This is a genomic window from Aquimarina callyspongiae, from assembly GCF_034322225.1.
Classification (GTDB): Bacteria; Bacteroidota; Bacteroidia; order Flavobacteriales; family Flavobacteriaceae; genus Aquimarina.
On record NZ_JAXLPA010000001.1, the window covers coordinates 776,328 to 796,779 of the forward strand.

9 protein-coding genes are annotated in these 20,452 nt (G+C 32.8%); 8 read left to right on the plus strand and 1 reads right to left on the minus strand.

Annotation, left to right across the window (positions count from 1 at the left end; translation table 11 throughout):
* Positions 1 to 330: 330 nt before the first annotated feature.
* The 8 genes from U0D62_RS03295 to U0D62_RS03330 all read left to right on the plus strand — a co-directional run bounded on the left by U0D62_RS03295 (position 331) and on the right by U0D62_RS03330 (position 13,285).
* Positions 331 to 3,390 carry a sensor histidine kinase gene (locus U0D62_RS03295; protein WP_322193876.1) on the plus strand — a complete coding sequence of 1,020 codons (3,060 nt, stop codon included), beginning with the start codon at positions 331 to 333 and terminating at the stop codon, positions 3,388 to 3,390.
* A gap of 7 nt (positions 3,391 to 3,397) precedes the next feature.
* Positions 3,398 to 4,147 carry a LytR/AlgR family response regulator transcription factor gene (locus tag U0D62_RS03300; RefSeq protein WP_322193877.1) on the plus strand — a complete coding sequence of 250 codons (750 nt, stop codon included), beginning with the start codon at positions 3,398 to 3,400 and terminating at the stop codon, positions 4,145 to 4,147.
* 74 nt (positions 4,148 to 4,221) lie between these two features.
* Complete coding sequence (locus U0D62_RS03305; RefSeq protein WP_322193878.1) at positions 4,222 to 4,530, plus strand: DUF6660 family protein; 309 nt, start codon at positions 4,222 to 4,224, stop codon at positions 4,528 to 4,530.
* An 80-nt stretch (positions 4,531 to 4,610) separates the two neighbouring features.
* Entirely contained in the window at positions 4,611 to 8,948 is a 4,338-nt protein-coding gene (locus U0D62_RS03310; protein WP_322193879.1) for a CusA/CzcA family heavy metal efflux RND transporter, read from the plus strand.
* A 3-nt stretch (positions 8,949 to 8,951) separates the two neighbouring features.
* Complete coding sequence (locus U0D62_RS03315) at positions 8,952 to 10,175, plus strand: efflux RND transporter periplasmic adaptor subunit (RefSeq protein WP_322193880.1); 1,224 nt, start codon at positions 8,952 to 8,954, stop codon at positions 10,173 to 10,175.
* Between the two features lie 6 nt (positions 10,176 to 10,181).
* Positions 10,182 to 10,604 carry a Fur family transcriptional regulator gene (locus tag U0D62_RS03320; RefSeq protein WP_322193882.1) on the plus strand — a complete coding sequence of 141 codons (423 nt, stop codon included), beginning with the start codon at positions 10,182 to 10,184 and terminating at the stop codon, positions 10,602 to 10,604.
* A gap of 169 nt (positions 10,605 to 10,773) precedes the next feature.
* On the plus strand, positions 10,774 to 12,753 hold the full coding sequence (locus U0D62_RS03325) for a heavy metal translocating P-type ATPase (protein ID WP_322193884.1): 1,980 nt from the start codon (positions 10,774 to 10,776) through the stop codon (positions 12,751 to 12,753).
* A gap of 241 nt (positions 12,754 to 12,994) precedes the next feature.
* On the plus strand, positions 12,995 to 13,285 hold the full coding sequence (locus tag U0D62_RS03330; protein WP_416135528.1) for a hypothetical protein: 291 nt from the start codon (positions 12,995 to 12,997) through the stop codon (positions 13,283 to 13,285).
* A 237-nt stretch (positions 13,286 to 13,522) separates the two neighbouring features.
* Here the strand turns inward: U0D62_RS03330 and U0D62_RS03335 are convergent, their stop codons facing one another.
* Positions 13,523 to 20,449, minus strand: a complete 6,927-nt coding sequence (locus U0D62_RS03335) for an immunoglobulin-like domain-containing protein (RefSeq protein ID WP_322193887.1) — start codon at positions 20,447 to 20,449, stop codon at positions 13,523 to 13,525.
* Between the last annotated feature and the right edge of the window lie 3 nt (positions 20,450 to 20,452).

A 20,452-nucleotide genomic window follows, 5' to 3' on the forward strand; every position in this document is an offset into this window, starting at 1 on the left:
AAAATGAATGTATACAATGCCATTATTTTATTGTATTGTATTACTTTATTTTTCTTTTTTACAGTACTAAAAGAAAATAGTATAATGTTGTAAATAATTGATATCAACTAACTGTTTAAAAGTAAAATGTTTTGCCTGAAAAAGTTTCAGGTATTTTTAAGATTAACTTTAACTCAAACTCAAACTGAATAAACAAAAAGGGGGAAACTTTTGTTTATCGTACCGACCCACCTAACAGGTGGTGTCGGTTTTATGTTTTTACAAATATGTTTTTACCTTCAACATCCAAAATCAGTTTGATTATATTTGTTATTAACCAGACTACTATTTATGAATTTTAACCAACCCCAATATTACCTCTTTATACTATTGCTTTGTTGCACGGTATTTTCTTTATCTGCTCAAAACAATCAATTAAGAGCTTATACCTTAGAAGATGGATTGCCACAATCTCAAGTTTATGACATCATACAAGATGAAATGGGGTATTTATGGTTAGGCACACAAGGAGGTGGTCTCTGTAGGTTTAATGGAGAAGAGTTTAAAATATGGAATGAAGACGATGGTTTGCAATCCAATTATATTCATGCACTCTCCTCTGCTAATGACAGTCTTTTTATTGGAACCAAAGGAGGACTTTCTATAAAAACGAAAAGTAAATTCACAAATCTGGAGAGTCCAAGAATTAATAAAATATTTCGCTTTAAAAATAAAACCTACCTCGCAACAAACATCGGGATTTATGAATATCAAAAAAATATAGGATTATCCAAAATCAGCCTTAATGCAAAGATCAATACGAGCATTATTAATGACATTGTTTATGATGGCAAACTTTTTTGGGTAGCTACCAATAAAGGATTATGGAAACTAAACTCTTTAAAAAAAGAAGCTAGTATTATAGAAAGACATAGCGCCTTTGATTTTACTGCTGCTATTTTTCATAAAAACAAAGTCTTTGCAGCTGCCTTTAATCAAGGGATTCTCGTTTTAAATACGAATGCAAAAAGTTATGGTAACCGATGGGTTAAATACCCACTTAGGGTAAATAGTATTTCAGTTCACAATAATAATGAACTATGGTTTTCTACAAGTAATGAAGGAATCATAGTACTGGATGATAAAAAATACAACAAAAAGAAAAAAATCAATAGAAGAAATGGTTTAGCCGTTTCTCACATTCGAAAAAGCATTTCTGATCGCCAATTCAATACGTGGATTGCTACTTCTGGAGGTGGTTTTTATAAATATTTCCAAAATAACTTCACCCATTATGATCAGGATACTGGATTAAAAGGAAATCGAGTATATGCGATTCATAATGCTCCCAATGGCATTTGGGCTTCTAATTCTGAAGCAGGTCTTATACAAATAGACTCCTCCGGAATTCGCCATATCCCTCAAGATGAACAATTAACCGAAGTAACAATCAAAACGATAACCAGTGACACCTCTGGTAATATTTGGGCTGGTACAGAAGGTAAGGGCATTCTATTTAAAGAACTTAAAGAAGTTGATAGTATTATTGTTGATAGCAGTGCAACATCTAAACTCAATACGGATGTAGCCATAAAAACAGATACTATCGTTAAAACTGTAATAACCAACCATATTATTGATCGTGAAAAAGGTCTTTTATCTGATTGGGTTAGAAAAATACTTGTGGATGACAATATCGTTTGGGCAGCTTCCTATTCTTCTGGAATAACTCGATTTAAATATGATATTCAGAAAAAACGACTTAGAAATGTCAAAAAATTTAACCGGAAAAGTGGTATAAAAGATCTACAAATAAGAGATATGAAACAAGATTCTCTAGGTAGGGTTTGGTATGCTACGCAAAATGGTCATTTAGGATTCATCAAAAAAAATAAGGTCAAACATTTAGGAAACATTCTAAACCAAAAAACAGCGATAAGTACTATCTTATTTCATAATAACCTATTATACATTGGTACTGCTGGAAGAGGCATTTGGTGGTCAGAGTTAAATGAAAAACCTGCATTTAAAAAGTTAAAAGGTTTTAAAAGTTTATACTCTGATAATATATATCAAATGATATTTGATGATCAAGGGCATTTATGGGTTGGAAGTGAAAAAGGGGTAGATAAAATAGTACTCAACCAATCCACAGATATTGTTGATGTTTTTCATTTTGGTCGAAATGATGGGTTTTTAGGAATCGAAACTTGTCTTAACTCTGTTTCTAAAGATGAAAAAGGAAACCTTTGGTTTGGAGCGATATATGGATTAACCCGTTATGAACCAACAGGAACAACAAAAGCTACTATAAAACCACAATTGCATTTTGAAGATGTTGAAGTGGCTTATCAAAGTCTGGACTCTATCAACTTAAACCAATGGGCCAATAGTGAAAATGTTCTGAAATTAACTCCTAAACAAACAGAATTATCCTTCAGTTATAAGACCGTTGATCTAGATCACCCCAATGATGTTAAATATCGATATCGATTAAACAAAGGAGAATGGAGTCCCTGGTCTTCTGATCATAAACAGAATCTGGCAGGTCTGGCTTATGGACCTCATTCATTTACAGCCCAATCCAGAAATTATAGATGGGAAGAAAGTGATCCTGTAACGTTTAATTTTTTTATAGATAGTCCTATCTATAAAAAGACTTGGTTTCAGTTAGCTGTCCTAGGATTTATATTATTTGTTTTAGGAGGTTTTGCTTTGACATATATAAAAAGAGTTAAGCAAAAAAATCAAGAAGAACGCGAACGGTTACAAATGCAGAATCACTTACTGTCATTAGAACAAAAAGCTTTACGACTTCAGATGAATCCTCATTTTATATTTAATGTACTTAATGGTATTAAAGCAATGGGAACAAATGATCCAGGTCGTATGAATAATACAATTAATACTTTTGCTACCTTATTAAGAGAAACACTTTATAATTCAAGAAAGGATAACATCACTCTGGATCAAGAAATAAAAACATTAAAACACTATGTTGAAATTGAACAACTAATGGCTAGCAAGTCATTTACATATGCAATCTCAATGGATTCTGACTTAGATCCCGAAGAAATACTCATCCCTCCTATGCTTATTCAGCCTTTTGTAGAAAACGCTGTTAGGCATGGAATTTTAAAAGGAGAACGAGATGGAGAATTAAAAATACAGTTTCATACTACAGACGATTTTTTATATTGCACTGTATTAGATAACGGACAAGGTATTTTTCAATCTCAAAAGAAAAAAGTCAAAACAGATCATCAATCCATGGCTTTAACAGTAACACGTGAACGACTGGAGTCTATCTCTGGGAAAGATTCTTTAGATATTAAAGAAATTGTTTATGATGATAATACTGTAGCCGGAACCGAAATAAATTTCAAAATACCATTAATAACTGACTATTAACCTAACTATGCTTACAGCTATTATTGTAGAGGACATGGCAGATGCACTTCAATTATTAAAAAGTGATCTGGAAACTAATCATCCCGAAATAAAAATTATTGACACTGCACAAAGTGTTGTAGAAGCAGCAAAATCTTTAAGAAACTCTCAACCAGATATCTTGTTTTTAGACATTATGCTGGGAGATGGTACTGGTTTTGATATTTTAGAAATTTTTCCAGATCTAAAATCAAAAATCATTTTTGTTACTGCCAGTGATGAATTTGCCATCAGAGCATTTAGGTTTGCTGCCATAGATTATGTTTTAAAGCCTTACTCCAGTGAAGAATTGGCACAAGCTATTGATCGTGCAAAAGAACAAATCCAACCCAATAAAGAACGGTTAGGAATTCTTAAAGATACCTTATCTGCTCCGGAACAAAAACCGGATAAAATCTCACTACATACGCTAGATAAAATAATTATTGTAAATCTGGATGATATTGTGCGATGTGAATCGGATAGTAATAATACTATCTTTTATCTGCAAGATGGGCAAAAGATATTTGTAACCAAGACTTTAAAGTATTTTGCAGATATGTTGAAAAACTATCAGTTTCTTAGAGTACATCAGAGTCATTTGGTAAATCTACAATGTATCAGTGCTTTTATTAAAACCGATGGAGGATATTTATTATTAAAAAACAATGAAAATATACCTGTTTCTGTACGAAAAAAGGCAGAAATCATGGAGATTCTAGATCAAATGCATCGTTAACATTAATATATTCTGATTTAAAATCATTCTAAATTTGCAATCCCATTGCATTAATTATTCTTTATCTTTGTTAAGTGAAATTTTTAGTAACCATATTCTCTATTTACTTTTTGGGGCTTTCATTTACCCCTTGTGAAGATATCGTTCATATTGATACGGATACGACAGAAGTAGTTTCTGATTTTGAGTTACATTCAGATAATCACTGCGAGGATCAGTGTTCTCCTTTTTGTTCCTGTCAATGTTGTCATGTAAATATGGTAGAAACGGATTTACATTCTTATAAAATTATTTCACCGCAAATTTCTAAGCTATCCAGTACACATTTTATTAGTTCTGTGCAGGAAGTAAATTATGCCATCCTTCACCCTCCAAGGGTTTAATTCGGTTTTTTACAGGGATACCTATGCCCGATTCAGTCGTATAATACGACATCTTTTAAAACTGAATTAAATATTAAACTATGATCAATAGACTTATTGAGTTTTCAATCAATAACAAAATTGTTATTGCATTGCTTACTCTAGCATTAATTATTGGAGGAATCTACAGTATCCAAAAAGTACCTGTAGATGCTGTTCCGGATATTACTAATAATCAAGTACAGATTATTACTCAAGCACCTAATTTAAGTACAGAAGATATTGAACAATTTGTTACATATCCTGTAGAAATTGCTGTTGCTAATTTACCAGGGGTAACAGAGATTCGCTCTATTTCACGTTTTGGATTATCGGTAGTTACCATTGTTTTTAGCGATGATTTAGACACATATCTTCCAAGACAATTGGTTGCCGAAAAACTTAATGAAATAAAATCAGATATTCCAAAAGATTTTGGTCAACCTACAATGGGACCTATCTCTACCGGTTTAGGAGAGATCTATCAATATACATTAGAGGTTGATCCTAAATTTAAAAACAAATACGATGTAACAGAATTACGCACTATCCAGGACTGGATCATTAGAAGGCAGATGGCCATGGTTCCAGGTGTTATAGAAGTAAACGCTTTTGGCGGTAGTGCAAAACAATATGAAGTTACAATAGATCCTAATGAGCTCAAAGCGATCGATTTGACGATAAGCGATGTATATAATGCTCTCGAAAACAATAATCAAAATACCGGAGGAGCTTATATAGAAAAAAATCATCAAGCTAATTTCATACGAGGAGAAGGTCTTGCCCGTACCATCGATGATATCAAAAATATTGTAGTAACCAATAAAGGCGGAATCCCTATAACTATTAAAGATATCGGTACTGTCAAATTTGGAAAAGCCACTCGTTATGGCGCCTTAACCAAAAACGGAGAAGGCGAAGCTGTAGGCGGAATGATACTAATGTTAAAAGGTGCCAGCTCAGATATGGTTATTAAAAATGTAACTGATAGAATTACTGAGATCCAGAAGTCATTACCCCAAGGGATCTCTATAAAACCATTTTTAGACCGAAGTAAACTTATTGCTAGTACTACTTCTACTGTAACAAACAACCTAATTGAAGGAGCTCTTATTGTTATTTTTATTCTGGTATTCTTCTTGGGTAACTGGCGTGGTGGTTTGGTTGTTGCTTCTACTATCCCGCTCTCATTACTTTTTGCTTTTATACTTATGAATGTTTTTGATGTATGGGCAAATCTTATGAGTCTTGGAGCTATCGATTTTGGGATCATTGTGGATGGAGCTGTCATCATCGTTGAAAGTACTGTCTTTTTGTTGTACAGGCGGATGGAAAAAGGAAAAGAAATTACTGCCAAAACGAGAGATAAGATAACATATCGCGCCTCTTCAAAAATGATGAACACTGCTTTCTTTGGTCAGTTTATAATACTTATTGTCTTCATACCTATTTTAGCATTAGAAGGTGTAGAAGGTAAAATGTTTATTCCTATGGCATTGACATTTGGTTTTGCAATGATTGGAGCAATGGTACTTTGTTTAACCTATGTTCCTATGATAACCGCTGTATTTTTAAAAGTTCCTAAAACCAAAAAAACATATTGGGGTGATCGAATTGTACAATGGTTAGAGCGCATTTATGAAAACGGTTTACAAAAGGCTATAAAAAGAGGAAAATTAATCATTGTTTCCAGTATTGTATTATTAGGTATTGCATCTTTTTTATTTACCAAAATGGGAGGCGAGTTTATTCCGCAATTAGATGAAGGAGATCTAGCATTTCATGCCATTTTAAAACCAGGAAGTTCTTTATCAGAAACAATTTCTGCTACTACAAAAGTTGAAACTTTGGTTAAAAACAGTTTTCCCGAAGTAAAAGATGTTATTAGTCGAATTGGCGTAGCTGATGTGCCAACTGACCCTATGCCAATGGATATTGCTGATGTTTTTGTTATTCTAAAACCTAGTTCAGAATGGACAAGCGCTAGTTCAAAAGAAGAGCTCATTGATAAAATCAAAGAGAAAATAGAACAAATTCCTGGTCTTAATTATGAGTTCACACAACCTATTGAAATGCGATTTAACGAACTTATCACAGGAGTTCGAGAAGACATTGCAGTAAAACTTTATGGTGAAGATCTAGATCTTCTTGCCCGAAAAGCCGAAGAAATGGGTAAAATCATTGCAACAGTTAATGGAGTCGCTGATATGAAAGTTGAAGCAATTGCAGGACAACCGCAAATCACCATTAAGTATGATCGCAATAAGATCGCACAATACGGTCTACAGATAAATGAACTAAACAACCTCATTGAGACTGCGTTTGCCGGAGGTGTTGCAGGAACTATTTTTGAAGGTGAAAAGCGTTTTGATCTTGTTGTTCGTCTTAAAGAAGAGTTGCGTAAAGATTTGAGTAATGTTAAAAACCTGTTTGTTACATTATCAACAGGAACTCAAATTCCGTTAAAAGAGGTTGCATCGATAAGCTACAAACCTGGTCCTATGCAAATAAGTCGAGACAATACCAATCGACGTGTGTATGTTGGGATAAATGTTAGAGGACGCGATATCAAATCATTGGTTGAAGAAATCCAACAAAAGATTGAAGCTAATTTAGAGCTCCCTCCAGGATATTACATTCGTTATGGAGGTGCTTTCGAGAATTTAGAACGCGCAACTAATAAGTTAAAAATAGTTGTTCCTATTGCACTGGGATTAATCTTTATACTCATATTCTTTGCTTTAAAATCTTTTAAACAAACTTTAATGATTTATATAGCAATTCCTCTTGCAACCATTGGCGGAGTTTTTTCATTAATGCTTCGCGAAATGCCTTTTAGTATTTCTGCAGGTATTGGGTTTATTGTTTTGTTTGGAGTAGCCGTATTAAATGGATTAGTGCTAATTAGCGGTTTTAATGAACTTAAAGATGAAGGCCTTTCAGATATTAACGAAAGAATTAGGATAGGAACTCGTAGAAGGATTAGACCAATATTATTAACGGCTTTAACTGATATGTTTGGTTTTTTACCAATGGCATTATCTACCACTTCGGGAGCAGAAGTACAACGCCCACTAGCAACTGTAGTCATTGGAGGTTTATTAACTTCGACATTGTTAACGTTGTTTATTATCCCCATTTTATATAGATGGATCGAGAATAGAACGTATTCAAAAATAAAGATTAATACGCCTGGTGCTATTACTACAATTAGTTTATTGTTATTGTTTTGCAATCCAATACAAGCACAACAGCCTTCTATTTCTATGCAGGAAGCGGTAACAATTTCTGAACAAAACTACCCTTCTATTAAAGCAGCAAAACTTTCTGTAGACAAAGAAAAAGCATTAAAAACTACCGCTTGGGATTTTGGAAATACAAGATTATTCACCTCTGGAGAAGAAATTGGTAATAATAGTGATGATGCTTTATATACTACCTTAGGTATTGGGCAAAACAATATTGATATTTTTGGAATAGCTTCCAAAAACAAACTCGCCAAAGAGAATATTAAACTAGCTGAAACCAATATTGAACTGAGTTCTTTAGATTTAAAAAGAAAAGTACAAATGGCCTGGTCAAAAGCATATACAGCAAAACAAATGTATATGTCATATGCTAAAATTGATTCTGTATTTTCTGGTTTAAATAAAGCAATTGACTTACGTTTTGAAACCGAGGCTATTTCAAAATTAGAATACAACGCTACTGCAAACCAAGGTAAACTTATTAGTATCCAAAAAGAGCAAGCTTTTGCAAACTATCAAGTGGCTTTGCAAGAATTAAATCAATGGTTACAGGATAATGTATTCTATGATGTTTCTGATACTACCATTCATTCTTTTGATGATGGATTATTGGTTTCGGATAAAGATTTGAAAAATCATCCTTTGTTTGGGTATTGGCAACATCAACTAGATATTGCAAATGCTCAAAGCCATGTAATCAAATCACAATTTCTTCCAAAATTATCTGCGCAATATGGTTTTCAAAAAATCGGAAATCAATCTGGATTTAATAGTTATCTGGTGGGTATACAAGTCCCTTTAGTTTTCAATAAAACCAAAGGAAAAATCAAAGCTTCAAAAATTAATGCTCAGATTATTGAACAAGAAAACAAAGCAAAAGAAGCCGTAATCAAAAGTAGATTTAAAACCATAATAGTAAATTATGAGCTCTTGCAAAAGAAATGGGAATACTATAAAAGTGAAGCACTCCCATTAGCAATTGACCAACGTAATGGAGCCACTTTATCCTATAAGGAGGGTGGAATGGACTACGTAGCTTTCCTTCAAAATATCAAAGATGCCATACAATTAGAAATTGATACCTGGAACGTACTTGGGCAATACCTTAAAAGTAAGATCCAGCTAGCTTATTTCTTAACAACAAAACAATAAAAAATGAAAAATATCAATTTATATTTCACTATTACTTTTATAGTTTTAACAACCTTAGTAAGTTGTAATAGTGGTTCACAAAAAGAAGAACATCAACACGATGCAAAAGGTAATCATACTACTATTTCGCAAAAGCCAGAAGGAACACCTTCAGAAGAATCTCATGAAGAAGGATTACATCTTACTCAAGAGCAGGTTGAAGCTTTAAATATTAAGGTGGATACAATTTCTAAACGCAACATGAGTGGTTTTATCCAGGTTAACGGACTACTTGGGGTACCTCCACAGAATGAAGCTGTAGTTACTACAACTATAGGAGCTAACATTAGAGATATAAAAGTCATAGAGGGAGATCAAGTAAGTAAGGGAAAAATTCTGGCTTACATCAGTCACCCAGACATTATTACTATGCAAACTGATTACCTACAAACCTATAATAAACTAACATTTTTAGAACAGGATTATAACCGTCAGAAAAAATTGTATGACGCCCAAGTAGGATCAGGACGTGATTATCAAAAGGCCAAATCTGCTTTTTCAAGCATTAAGGGATTAGCAAAAGGTTATGAAAGTCAACTACGTTTATTGGGGTTATCTCCAGAAAATGTACGAGGTGGAAATATTTCTCAGATAGCATATGTAAGAAGTCCTATTGATGGGTTTGTAGAAAAAGTGCAAGTCAAATCAGGGCAGTACGTTCAACCCCAGACTACTATGTTTGAAATTGTAAATACCGAGCATATTCATGCTGATTTAATGGTATTTGAAAAAGATGTTAGCAAAGTAAAAAACGGTCAATTAGTAAAATTCAATATTGAAGCTTTAGGCAATCAAGAGATGACTGCAAATATTTATTCGGTAGGAAAATCTTTTGAGGAAGATCCAAAAGCATTACATGTCCACGCTGAAATAGAAAATAAAAACGAAAACCTGATTCCTGGAATGTATGTAAATGCCCGAATTATAACTGAAGATAAACCGGAAAAAGCGCTGCCAGATGATGCTATTTTTCAGGAAGGTGAAACATCATATGTATTTATTGCAGAAAGAAAGGATTCTAATATATGGGGATTTACACCGCAAGAAATTATCGTTACATCATCGAGTAATGGATTCAAAGCATTCAGTTTTAAAAACTCTATTCAAAAAAATGCATTAATTGCGCAAAGTGGTGCTTACTATCTAATGGCAGAAATGAAAAAAAGTGAAGCAGAACATTCACACTAGAGTATTATGATTAAAATAGAAATGCAGTTAAAGAAATTAGGAATACGTCCTACAGCCATGCGAATTCTGATATTTCAATTTATAGAAGCTCAAACTTCTGCAGTTAGTTTAACAGCTGTAGAAAATCACTTTGAGAAATCTGATCGCACTACACTTTACAGAACGCTAAAAACATTTGAAGAAAAAGGTGTAGTGCATCAAATTGATGATGGCACGGGGATTCCGAAATATGCGCTGTGTACTCACGAACATCAATCTAAAAAACACAACGATTTACATTTACATTTTCATTGTTTAAAATGCTGTAATACAGTTTGCCTGACTAATCATCAAATACCACAAATAACACTCCCGGTTAATTTTATTCCAGAAAATATTAATATGTTGGTTAAAGGAATTTGTGATAAGTGTAATAACTACTCTAAGTGATTTGAAAAAAAATGCACAGGCATTGCAGTAACATTCACAGTATCTTTGTTTTAATAAAGAAAGATACTTTTAGAATCATATGAGTTATAGTAATTGCGTTATTAGTTTATTGAGGTAGTTCATAGTTAATTATTCTATTTGATCTTGTACACACTTTAAATAGAAACAAATGAAACATAAGCATCCAGAAAACAAAGAACACGACCATAATCATGGAGGATTATTTGGAGAAAAAACAGAGCTCTACTTTGCTATATTAAGTGGCGTATTCTTTTTTATAGGGTTATTTCTGGAGGAATTTACAGAGGTATCAGCTTGGATTTCATTAACCAGTTATATCATTGCATATTTTTTTGGAGGACATTTTACAATTCTGGAAGCTCTCGATAAAATTAAAAAAGGAGAGTTCGAAATTGATTTTTTAATGATTGTTGCCGCTATAGGAGCAGCATATATTGGAAGTTGGAAAGAAGGTGCACTCCTGCTCTTTTTATTTAGCCTAGGACACTCCTTGGAGCATTATGCACTGAATAAAGCTAAAAAATCTATTAAAGCATTAGGAGAATTATCTCCAAAAACAGCCTTTATAAAACAAAAAAATGGTGTTAAAGAAGTGGCCATAGAAGCATTAAATCTTAATGATATAGTAATTGTTAAGCCAAATACTAAAATCCCAGCAGATGGAGTGATTGTTAAAGGAAACAGTAGCATTAATCAAGCTTCTATAACTGGTGAGAGTATTCCTGTAGATAAAATTGCTATTTCAAGTACAGATAATATTTCTGATTTTGATGGTATAGATAAAAATCATGTGGTTTATACGGGAACAATCAATGGGGATACTATTATTGAAATCCAGGTATTAAAATTAAGTAAAGATTCTACTATTTCCAGGCTTATAAAAATGGTAAGTGAAATCGATACTAAAAAGTCCCCAACCCAACGTATAACCAAAAAATTTGAAAAATGGTTTGTTCCTATCGTCATTGTACTAGTGTTTATCTTATGTTTTGCCCATTTGGTTATTGACGAAACACTAAAACAAAGTTTGTACAGAGCGATTAGTGTATTAGTAGCTGCAAGTCCTTGTGCTTTGGCCATTTCGACTCCAAGTGCAGTATTAAGTGGCATAGCCAGAGCTGCAAAAAGTGGGGTTCTCATCAAAGGAGGGCGTGCATTAGAAGATTTAGGAAGTTTAACCACTATTGCTTTTGACAAAACCGGAACTCTTACTGAAGGTACACCTAAACTCACCAATGCTATATCCCTAAACGGGTTTGATCAAAATTCTTTCTTAGCATTAGTTGTGGATGTAGAAAACCAAAGTAATCATCCATTAGCAAAATCAATTTCTAATGGGATTAGAAATAAGTACGGTATCACAAATAAAAATATCACTTCTGATATAAAAGCAATTCAAGGTAAAGGAATTGAAGCGATTTATGATCATAGTAAGGTGTTCATAGGAAATGTAAAATTAATGATGGATCAAAACATTACGGTTCCAAATACTATTAATACGCAAGTAAATGATTTACTTAAAAATGGTCATACAGTAATGTTAGTAGCTCTTAAAAATGAATTAATAGGGTTATTAAGTGTAATGGATACTCCAAGGCAAAATGCTAAAAGTACTTTAAAGCAACTGCAGCAGATTGGTATACAGAATATGATTATGCTTACAGGAGACCATCAAAATGTAGGAAATGCTATTGCTAAACAGATTGGACTTACCGAAGCTAAAGGAGATCTGTTGCCAGAAGATAAAATAACAGCCATACAAGAATTAAAACGACAAGATATCAAAATTGCTATGGTTGGAGATGGAGTTAATGATGCTCCTGCAATGGCTTATAGTACTGTAGGTATCGCTATGGGTGCAGCAGGTAGTGATATAGCCCTTGAGACTGCGGATGTGGCATTAATGTCTGATAAAATTGAAAAATTACCGTTTGTTATTGGTTTAAGTCGAAAATCTAAAGCTATTATTAAACAAAATCTCTGGATGAGCATGGGTATTGTAGCCTTATTAATACCTGCAACTTTATTCGAATTTGCTAATATTGGTGTGGCCGTAGCAATACACGAAGGATCTACACTGATGGTAGTTATAAACGCATTACGTTTGTTAAATTATGGAGACAAATAATAACATCTTTTCTGTCAATTATTTAGTTTTTTAAATAAGTCCAGCGCTCAGAATACATCTATTTACCTAAAAATCAATTCTTTATTTGCATCAACACTATATAAGTTACATAATGAATCATTAAATTTACTTACCTAATCTTTAAAATTTTTGTTTTATGAATTCAAAAGTAATTTTAGTATTCAGAATACTTTTTGGATTATTCTGTCTCTTTTTTGGCCTCAACAGCTTTATTGGTTTTATGGAGTTTCCCCCTATTCCCGGTGACGGTGGAACCTTATTAGGGATTTATGCGACTTCAGGTTTCTTTAAGTTAATAGCTGTTCTTGAAATAGTAGGTGGAATCGCTCTTCTGATTGGAAAATTTATTCCTGCTTCACTTATTATTTTAATTGCAATTATGTTTAATGCTGCTGTGTTTCATGTTTTACATGATATGGCAGGAATTGGTGGGTCATTGGTTGGATTGATCTTAGGGTTAATTCTTGTTTACGGATATAAGGATAAATTCTCATCTATTCTTAACCCTTAATAATCAAACACTTAATCTATCTTAATTAATACCAGAACTATTATCTGGGATTATATATTTAAGTTTTAAATATAAAAAAACCACCCAAAATTGGGTGGTTTAAAAATGTTGTAAATTCTTATTATATCACAGCCCCTTATCTCCGTAATACATATTTACAACCAAAAATATTATATTCCTTTATTGTAAAAACATGACAAAGTTTAATCGGTATTCATTGATTAAAAATCTGCTTTTTTAATTCTTTACTAATCTTAAATTCTTAATTGTTGCTCCCTGGATAAGTCTTACTAAATAAATACCAGATTCTAGGTTACTGATATTTATAACCTGTTCTGAAACATATCCATTAAGTTGTTTTATTTGTTTCCCTTCTATATTAAAAATTTCAACATCTATCTTCTCTGTTAACCCAGAAATCATAAACTGACCCCGTGATGGATTTGGATACATTTGTATCCATTCTAAAACATTATCCTCTACACCTAAAACAGGAACTACATTTACTGTTCTTGTTACTTCTACCGCTGTATTTCCTGAAACATCCACTGCATTATATTTAATGGTATAACTACCTACTGTATCTACAAAGTTTGAGCTATCAATAGTTACAGAAGATCCATCATCTGTAGTAGCTCCTAATTCATTATAACCATCTCCTAGAGTAACTTCTTGTGGATTATCCCCTATTAATGTGATAACAGGAGCAGTAGTATCTTCTACATTTACAATCCTTGTTACCTCTATAGCTACATTACCAGAAGCATCGGTAGCATTGTATCTAATTGTATAACCACCAATAACATCTTGAAAATCAGAAGTATCAATTACTAAATTGGTTACTCCATCATCAACAGTAGCTCCCAATTCAGTATACCCCGATCCTAGTTCGATTACTTGTGGATTATCCCCTATTAATGTGATAACAGGAGCAGTAGTATCTACAACATTGATAGTTCTGGTTACCTCTATAGCAGCATTACCAGAAGCATCCGTAGCATTATATCGAATCGTATAACTACCTATTGCATCCTGGAAATCTGAAGTGTTGATTATTAAATTAGTTACTCCATCATCAACAGTAGCTCCCAATTCAGTATACCCTGATCCTAATTCGATTACTTGTGGACTATCTCCTAGTAGAGTAATAACAGGAGCCGTAGTATCTACAACATTGATAGTTCTGGTTACCTCTATAGCAGCATTACCAGAAGCATCCGTAGCATTATATCGAATCGTATAACTACCTATTACATCCTCGAAATCTGAAGTGTTGATTATTAAATTAGTTACTCCATCATCAACGGTAGCTCCCAATTCAGTATACCCTGATCCTAATTCGATTACTTGTGGATTATCTCCTAGTAAAGTAATCACAGGAGAAACACAATCTTCACTAAAACTAGCGGTATCATCTTTTTCCCAAGTTGTCAAATAAGTAGCTGATGCGTCGTCTACTTGAATACAGGTTAAATTAGGGTTGTAAAGAACAAAGAAATCCGTGATTAAGTTATTATTCCCATTTCTAACATCTAAAGACTCTAATAAATTCTGGTGAGCAGCAAGTTCCTCTAATTGCGTACAAGAACTAACATCTAATGAAGTTAAACCGTTCTTACCTACATTTAACTTTTTTAAATTGGGATTGTTATCAACTAAGAAGGTTGTAATAGAATTAGAGCGTAAATTCACTTCTTCCAGTACTGTATAACCCGTAAAATCTAATGACGTAAAATCATTTTCAGCAGCATTCAGAATTTTTAAGTTAGTATTACTACTTAAATCCAGTGTTGTTAAATCATTGTAATCACAGTTTAGCGATTCTAAGGCAGTAAAAGCTTCAATACCTGTTAAATCTACTATATTTTGGCTTTCTATATTTAATGTAATAACCGTTGTTATTTTGGAAGTTGCTACCTGATTATCACTCGCTATACCATTACCCATACTTGAAGCATCGCCTATTGACACTGTATTACCATCAGCATCGTGTGTTTCTAGATAATCTTCAAAATTATCATCTGGTACATAGGTCAAGTCACAATAAATAGCATAATTGGCTGTAGCATCTTTTTTCCAAATATCTGGATGTAAAGGAACTACTTTATCAGCTTTAATACAGGTTAAATCAGGATTTCCTTGTGCATCAAACCAAGTAAAATTATCGTTATTTCCATTAGCTACATTTAACGACGTTAATTGGTTATTGGCAATACGTAATTGTATAATACTTGGGTATGCCGAAATATCAAACTCCGTAAAATTATTATCATTAAGATTCAACAATCTCAATAATGGATTGTTAGAAACATCCACAGAGTTAATACCTGTATTAGAAATACTAAGTGTATTTAAACTACTAAGCATAGAAACATCTACAGGACCTAAGTTAGCATTCCCATCTATATATATTTTTTCTAGTAACAGATTATTACTTAAGTCTAAACTTGTTAGATTATTGTTGGCTAATGTAACGTTGGTTAGCTTTGTATTTTTACTTAAATCTATATTTGTTAAATTAGTATTGTTACGACATCCTAAGAACCACATATCTCTAAAATCTTCAATACCTGTCATATCTGCAACCAATCCATTATGAAGATTAAAGCCTTCAGAAACCTCTACTAATGCTGTATATACATAATCATCCATAACTCCATTTCCATATCCTTGATTTTCTAAGAATGTTTCAAAAGCATCATCTGGAACATAAGTTAACCTACAGAACTCTGCGTAACTCGCTGCGGCATCTTTTAACCAACCTGCTAATACAGGAGCTGATGGATCATCTACTCTTATACAAGTTAAATTTGGATTTCCGGTAACGTCTACATTATCAAGATCATTATTATTACCACTTCTTAAATTCAAATATTCTAACAAGCTATTCTTACAGGATAAATTATCTAATGTGTTTTGGTTACTTAAGTCTAAAGAAGTGAGTGGTGTAACATCACAAGTTAATCTACTCAAGTTTGTATTGTTACTTAAATCAATACTTGCAATACTGGTATTACTAAACGATAAGTAGAACAAATCGGTAAGATGGGTCACATCAAGATTTGTCAATGGATTTAAACCACACTCTAAATTTTCTAATAATGGATTGTTTTGAATATTTAATGACGTAATATTCGTATTCTCACAATATAGCGATGTTAAATTGGCCTGATTACTTACGTCTATCGTTCCTAATCTATTATTAGTAACTGTTAAGCTTGTTAAATCATTATTACTTACATCTATATTGGTTAAGTCATTATCCGCTACATTCAAAAATCTTAACCCAGTATTTGTTGTTATATCAATACTTGTAAGGTTGTTAGCTTCTGCATCCATACTTTCTAAAACAGTTAATCCTGTTATATCAATACTGGTTAGTCCCATACTGGAAACTGTTAGACTTTCTAGCAGTGTGTTATTGGTCAGATCCAAACTTATATTCGTAAGTGTGTTTTCATCTATCCATAAACGAATTAAGCTTACAAAATCTTCAATTCCCGTAAAGTCTTGAATTCCTTCATTTCTTGGAGTTAACAATTGAATTGCTTCAATTTTTCCAGTAGGTACTAAATTGTCATTAATGATTCCATTTCCTAAGCTATTGGCACTTCCTAAAGCAACAGTTCCTCCAAATTCGTTATGTGTTTCTAAATATGCTTCAAAATTAGCATCAGGAATCGTTGTAAATCGACAATACTCGGCAAAACTTGCAGTAGCATCTTTCTCCCAACTTGTTAAATACCCAGCCGTTGGATCATCTACTTCGATACATGTTAAATTAGGACTACCCGTTACCCTAAATTCTGTAAAGTTGCTATTGTTTCCATTTTTGGCATTCAGCTCTACTAATTCATTAATATCTCTTGCATTAAATTCTACCAAATTAGAATTCTTACTAATATCAATTGAAGTAATATTGGTTTCGTCTAAATTTAAATCTTGAAGATTTGACAAGTGACTTACATCATAAGAAGTCAATGGATTTCTAGATAAATTTAAAGTTTCAAGTAGTGTATTATTTTGGATATTTAATGATGTAAATTGATTTAAAGAAGCAAAGATTCTTGTTAAATTCACATTCGCACTAACATCAATACTACTTAAAGTGGTTTCATGAATTTGCAAATCTTCTAGCAGCACATTATTACTCACATCTAAACCTGATAAATCATTGGATGAAACTATTAATGTTTTTAAAGCAGTGTTTGTAGAGATATCAATAGTAGTAAGATCATTACGTGAGATATCTAGTCGTTCTAAAGAAGTTAGCCCTGTAATGTCAATACTGGTTAATCCCATATCACCTCCATCAATTCTTGTTAAATTGGTATTGCTGGTAAGATCTAAATTGGTATCAGTTAATGTATTACTAAAAATAAATAATGTTTCTAATGCTGTAAAATCTTCAAGCCCCGTTATATCAGTAACTCCTTGAAAAGCAATAAATAGATTCATTACATTTTCAATATTAGCAGTAGTTACATAATTATCATTAGCAATTCCGTTACCCATACTGGTTGGATCCCCAACAGCTACATTATTGTTATTAGCGTCATGTGTTTCTAAGTAATTTTCAAAATTATCGTCAGGTACATAGGTCCAGTTACAGTCATCACTGAAACTAGCTGTAGCATCTTTATCCCAACTCGTCAAATAACCAGCAGTAGGATCATCTACCTGGATACAAACAAGGTCAGGATTTCCAGTAGCATATAATTCTATATCACTACTGTTGTTACCATTTTTAAGATTTAATGAAGTTAATTGTCCATCGTAACATTCTATATATTCAATGTCTGGGCTATTGCTAACATCTAATTCAGCAATTTGACTTCCATAGGTGTAAAGCTCTATTAATTTTGTAAGGTTAGATAGGTCCAAAGTGATCAATGAAGTATTGTTGTTGACCTCAATATCTTCAAGGTTCGAATTTAGGGACACATCCAAAGAAGTAAGTGTTGGTGTATCTTCAATAGACAAATCGGTGAGATTAGATAAACTACTTATATCTATGGTTGTGAATTGATTCCCTCCTATACTTAAGGTTTCTAAAAGAGGATTATTCGTTACATCCAGGTTTGATAGAGAATTATCACCACAATACAATCGTATTAAATTGTTATTACTAGCTATATCTAGAGTGGTTACCGTATTTTCTCTTATCCTGAAATCTAAAAGAGCTGTGTTTGCACTGATATCGATTGTAGTAAAATCATTTTCGTCTAAATATAAGTACTGTAATGCGATATTGGAACTTAGATCTATCGTAGATAAGTTATTTTCTCTGGCTCTTACTATTTCTAATGAAGTTAATCCTGAAATGTTGATACTGGTAAGTCCCATGGACTGGCAGCTTACTTCAATTAACTTTGTATTTGCCGTAAGATCTATGTTCGAAACCGTATTACTGTTTGTGTACAATCTTTCTACGTTTTCAAAACCCTCCAGCCCTGTAAAATCAGTAATTCCCTGATTGCTAAGATCCAAAGTAGTGTCATTTTTGATTTTTTCCGTTCCTACATAGTTATCATTAGCAATACCATTTCCCATACTGGTCGGATCTCCAATCGGCACAACTAAACCAAGTTGATTATGCGTTTCTAAATACGCTTCGAAATTATCGTCTGGCACAAAGGTTTGGGCGCAAAATAATTTAAATTCGGTTTGCACATCTTTTCTTGTAAAAGTAGTAGTAGCATACGTTGGATCATCCACAGCAACACAGCTAAGTCCTGGATTATTACGAATATCGAAATCACCAGGGTTTAAATTTGTGTTATTACCGTTTCTAAGATTTAAATAGGTTAACTGATTAAATGCACATGATACATCTTCGATCAACACATTCTTAGAAAGATCTAAACTAGTAATTTGATTACTTTCTATAAATAATTCCTCTAGCTTAACATTATTACTAAGATCTAAACTAGTCAACTCATTCTCGTATGCTTGCAGTTCTAGTAGCTCCGGATTTTGGGAAAGATCTAAACTAGTAAGGTCATTATCTACACAATCTAAATCCTCTAACAATGGAAGGTTCGTAACATCTAAACTGGTCAAGTTATTTTCATAACAAGTTAATTTTTCTAGTTTTGTGTTTTGAGAAACATCTAAACTCGTAAGCTGATTAGTTGCACAATTTAATGACGTCAACTCCGTGTTTTGAGATATATCCAATGTAGTAAGCTCATTTCTAGAGACATCTATTCTATCTAAAACAATATTATTGGTAACATCTAAGGCAGTAATGTTATTTCTAAAACATTGAATTAAAGTCAATGCAACATTCTGGGAAATATCTAAACTAGTTAAACTATTATTAAAACAATTTAATATTTGCAAAGCTGCATTTTGAGATACATCTAATGAACCTAATAAATTATTATTACATCTCAATGTTTCTAACAATGTGCTTTGTGAAAGATCTAAACTGGTGATACTATTATACGAACAATCTAACTCTTGTAATCCAATGAAATCTTCAATACCCGTTATATCAGAAATACTCAAATTAGAAATATTTAAATCTGCAACACTATCTATTCTTGAGGTAGTTACATAATTATCATTAGCAACACCATTACCCATACTAGAAGCATCTCCAACCGAAACCACATTTCCATCTGCATCATGTGTTTCCAAATAGTTTTCAAAATTATCATCGGGTACGTGAGTTCCACAATCTTCGCTAAATGAAGCTCCTGAATCTTTACCCCAGCTTGTCAGATAGCTTGCAGAGGCATCATCTACTTGAATACAAAAAAGATTGGGATTATTAGTTACATCGAAGGTGTTGATCGCTGCACTATTACCATTTTTAATGTTTACGAAAGTAAGGTCATTGTCATTTGCAAAAACATTGAAAATCGTTTTGAATGATAAATCCAAAATTGCGATGTTGTTATTGCTACAATTTATACCCGATAAACTAGCAAAATCTTGAAGTCCGGTAAGGTCACTAATTCCTTGATTATTTATAGCTAGTATAGTTACTGTCTGAATAGCACTTGTGGTTACATAATCATCATTAGCGATCCCATTACCCCAACCCTGACTTTCCAAAAAAGCTTCAAAGTTATCATCAGGCACATAGGTTTCCTGGGCAAACAATGCACAATTAAGTAATACAAAAAAAACAAAGAGTAGTTTTCTTTTCATCATAAG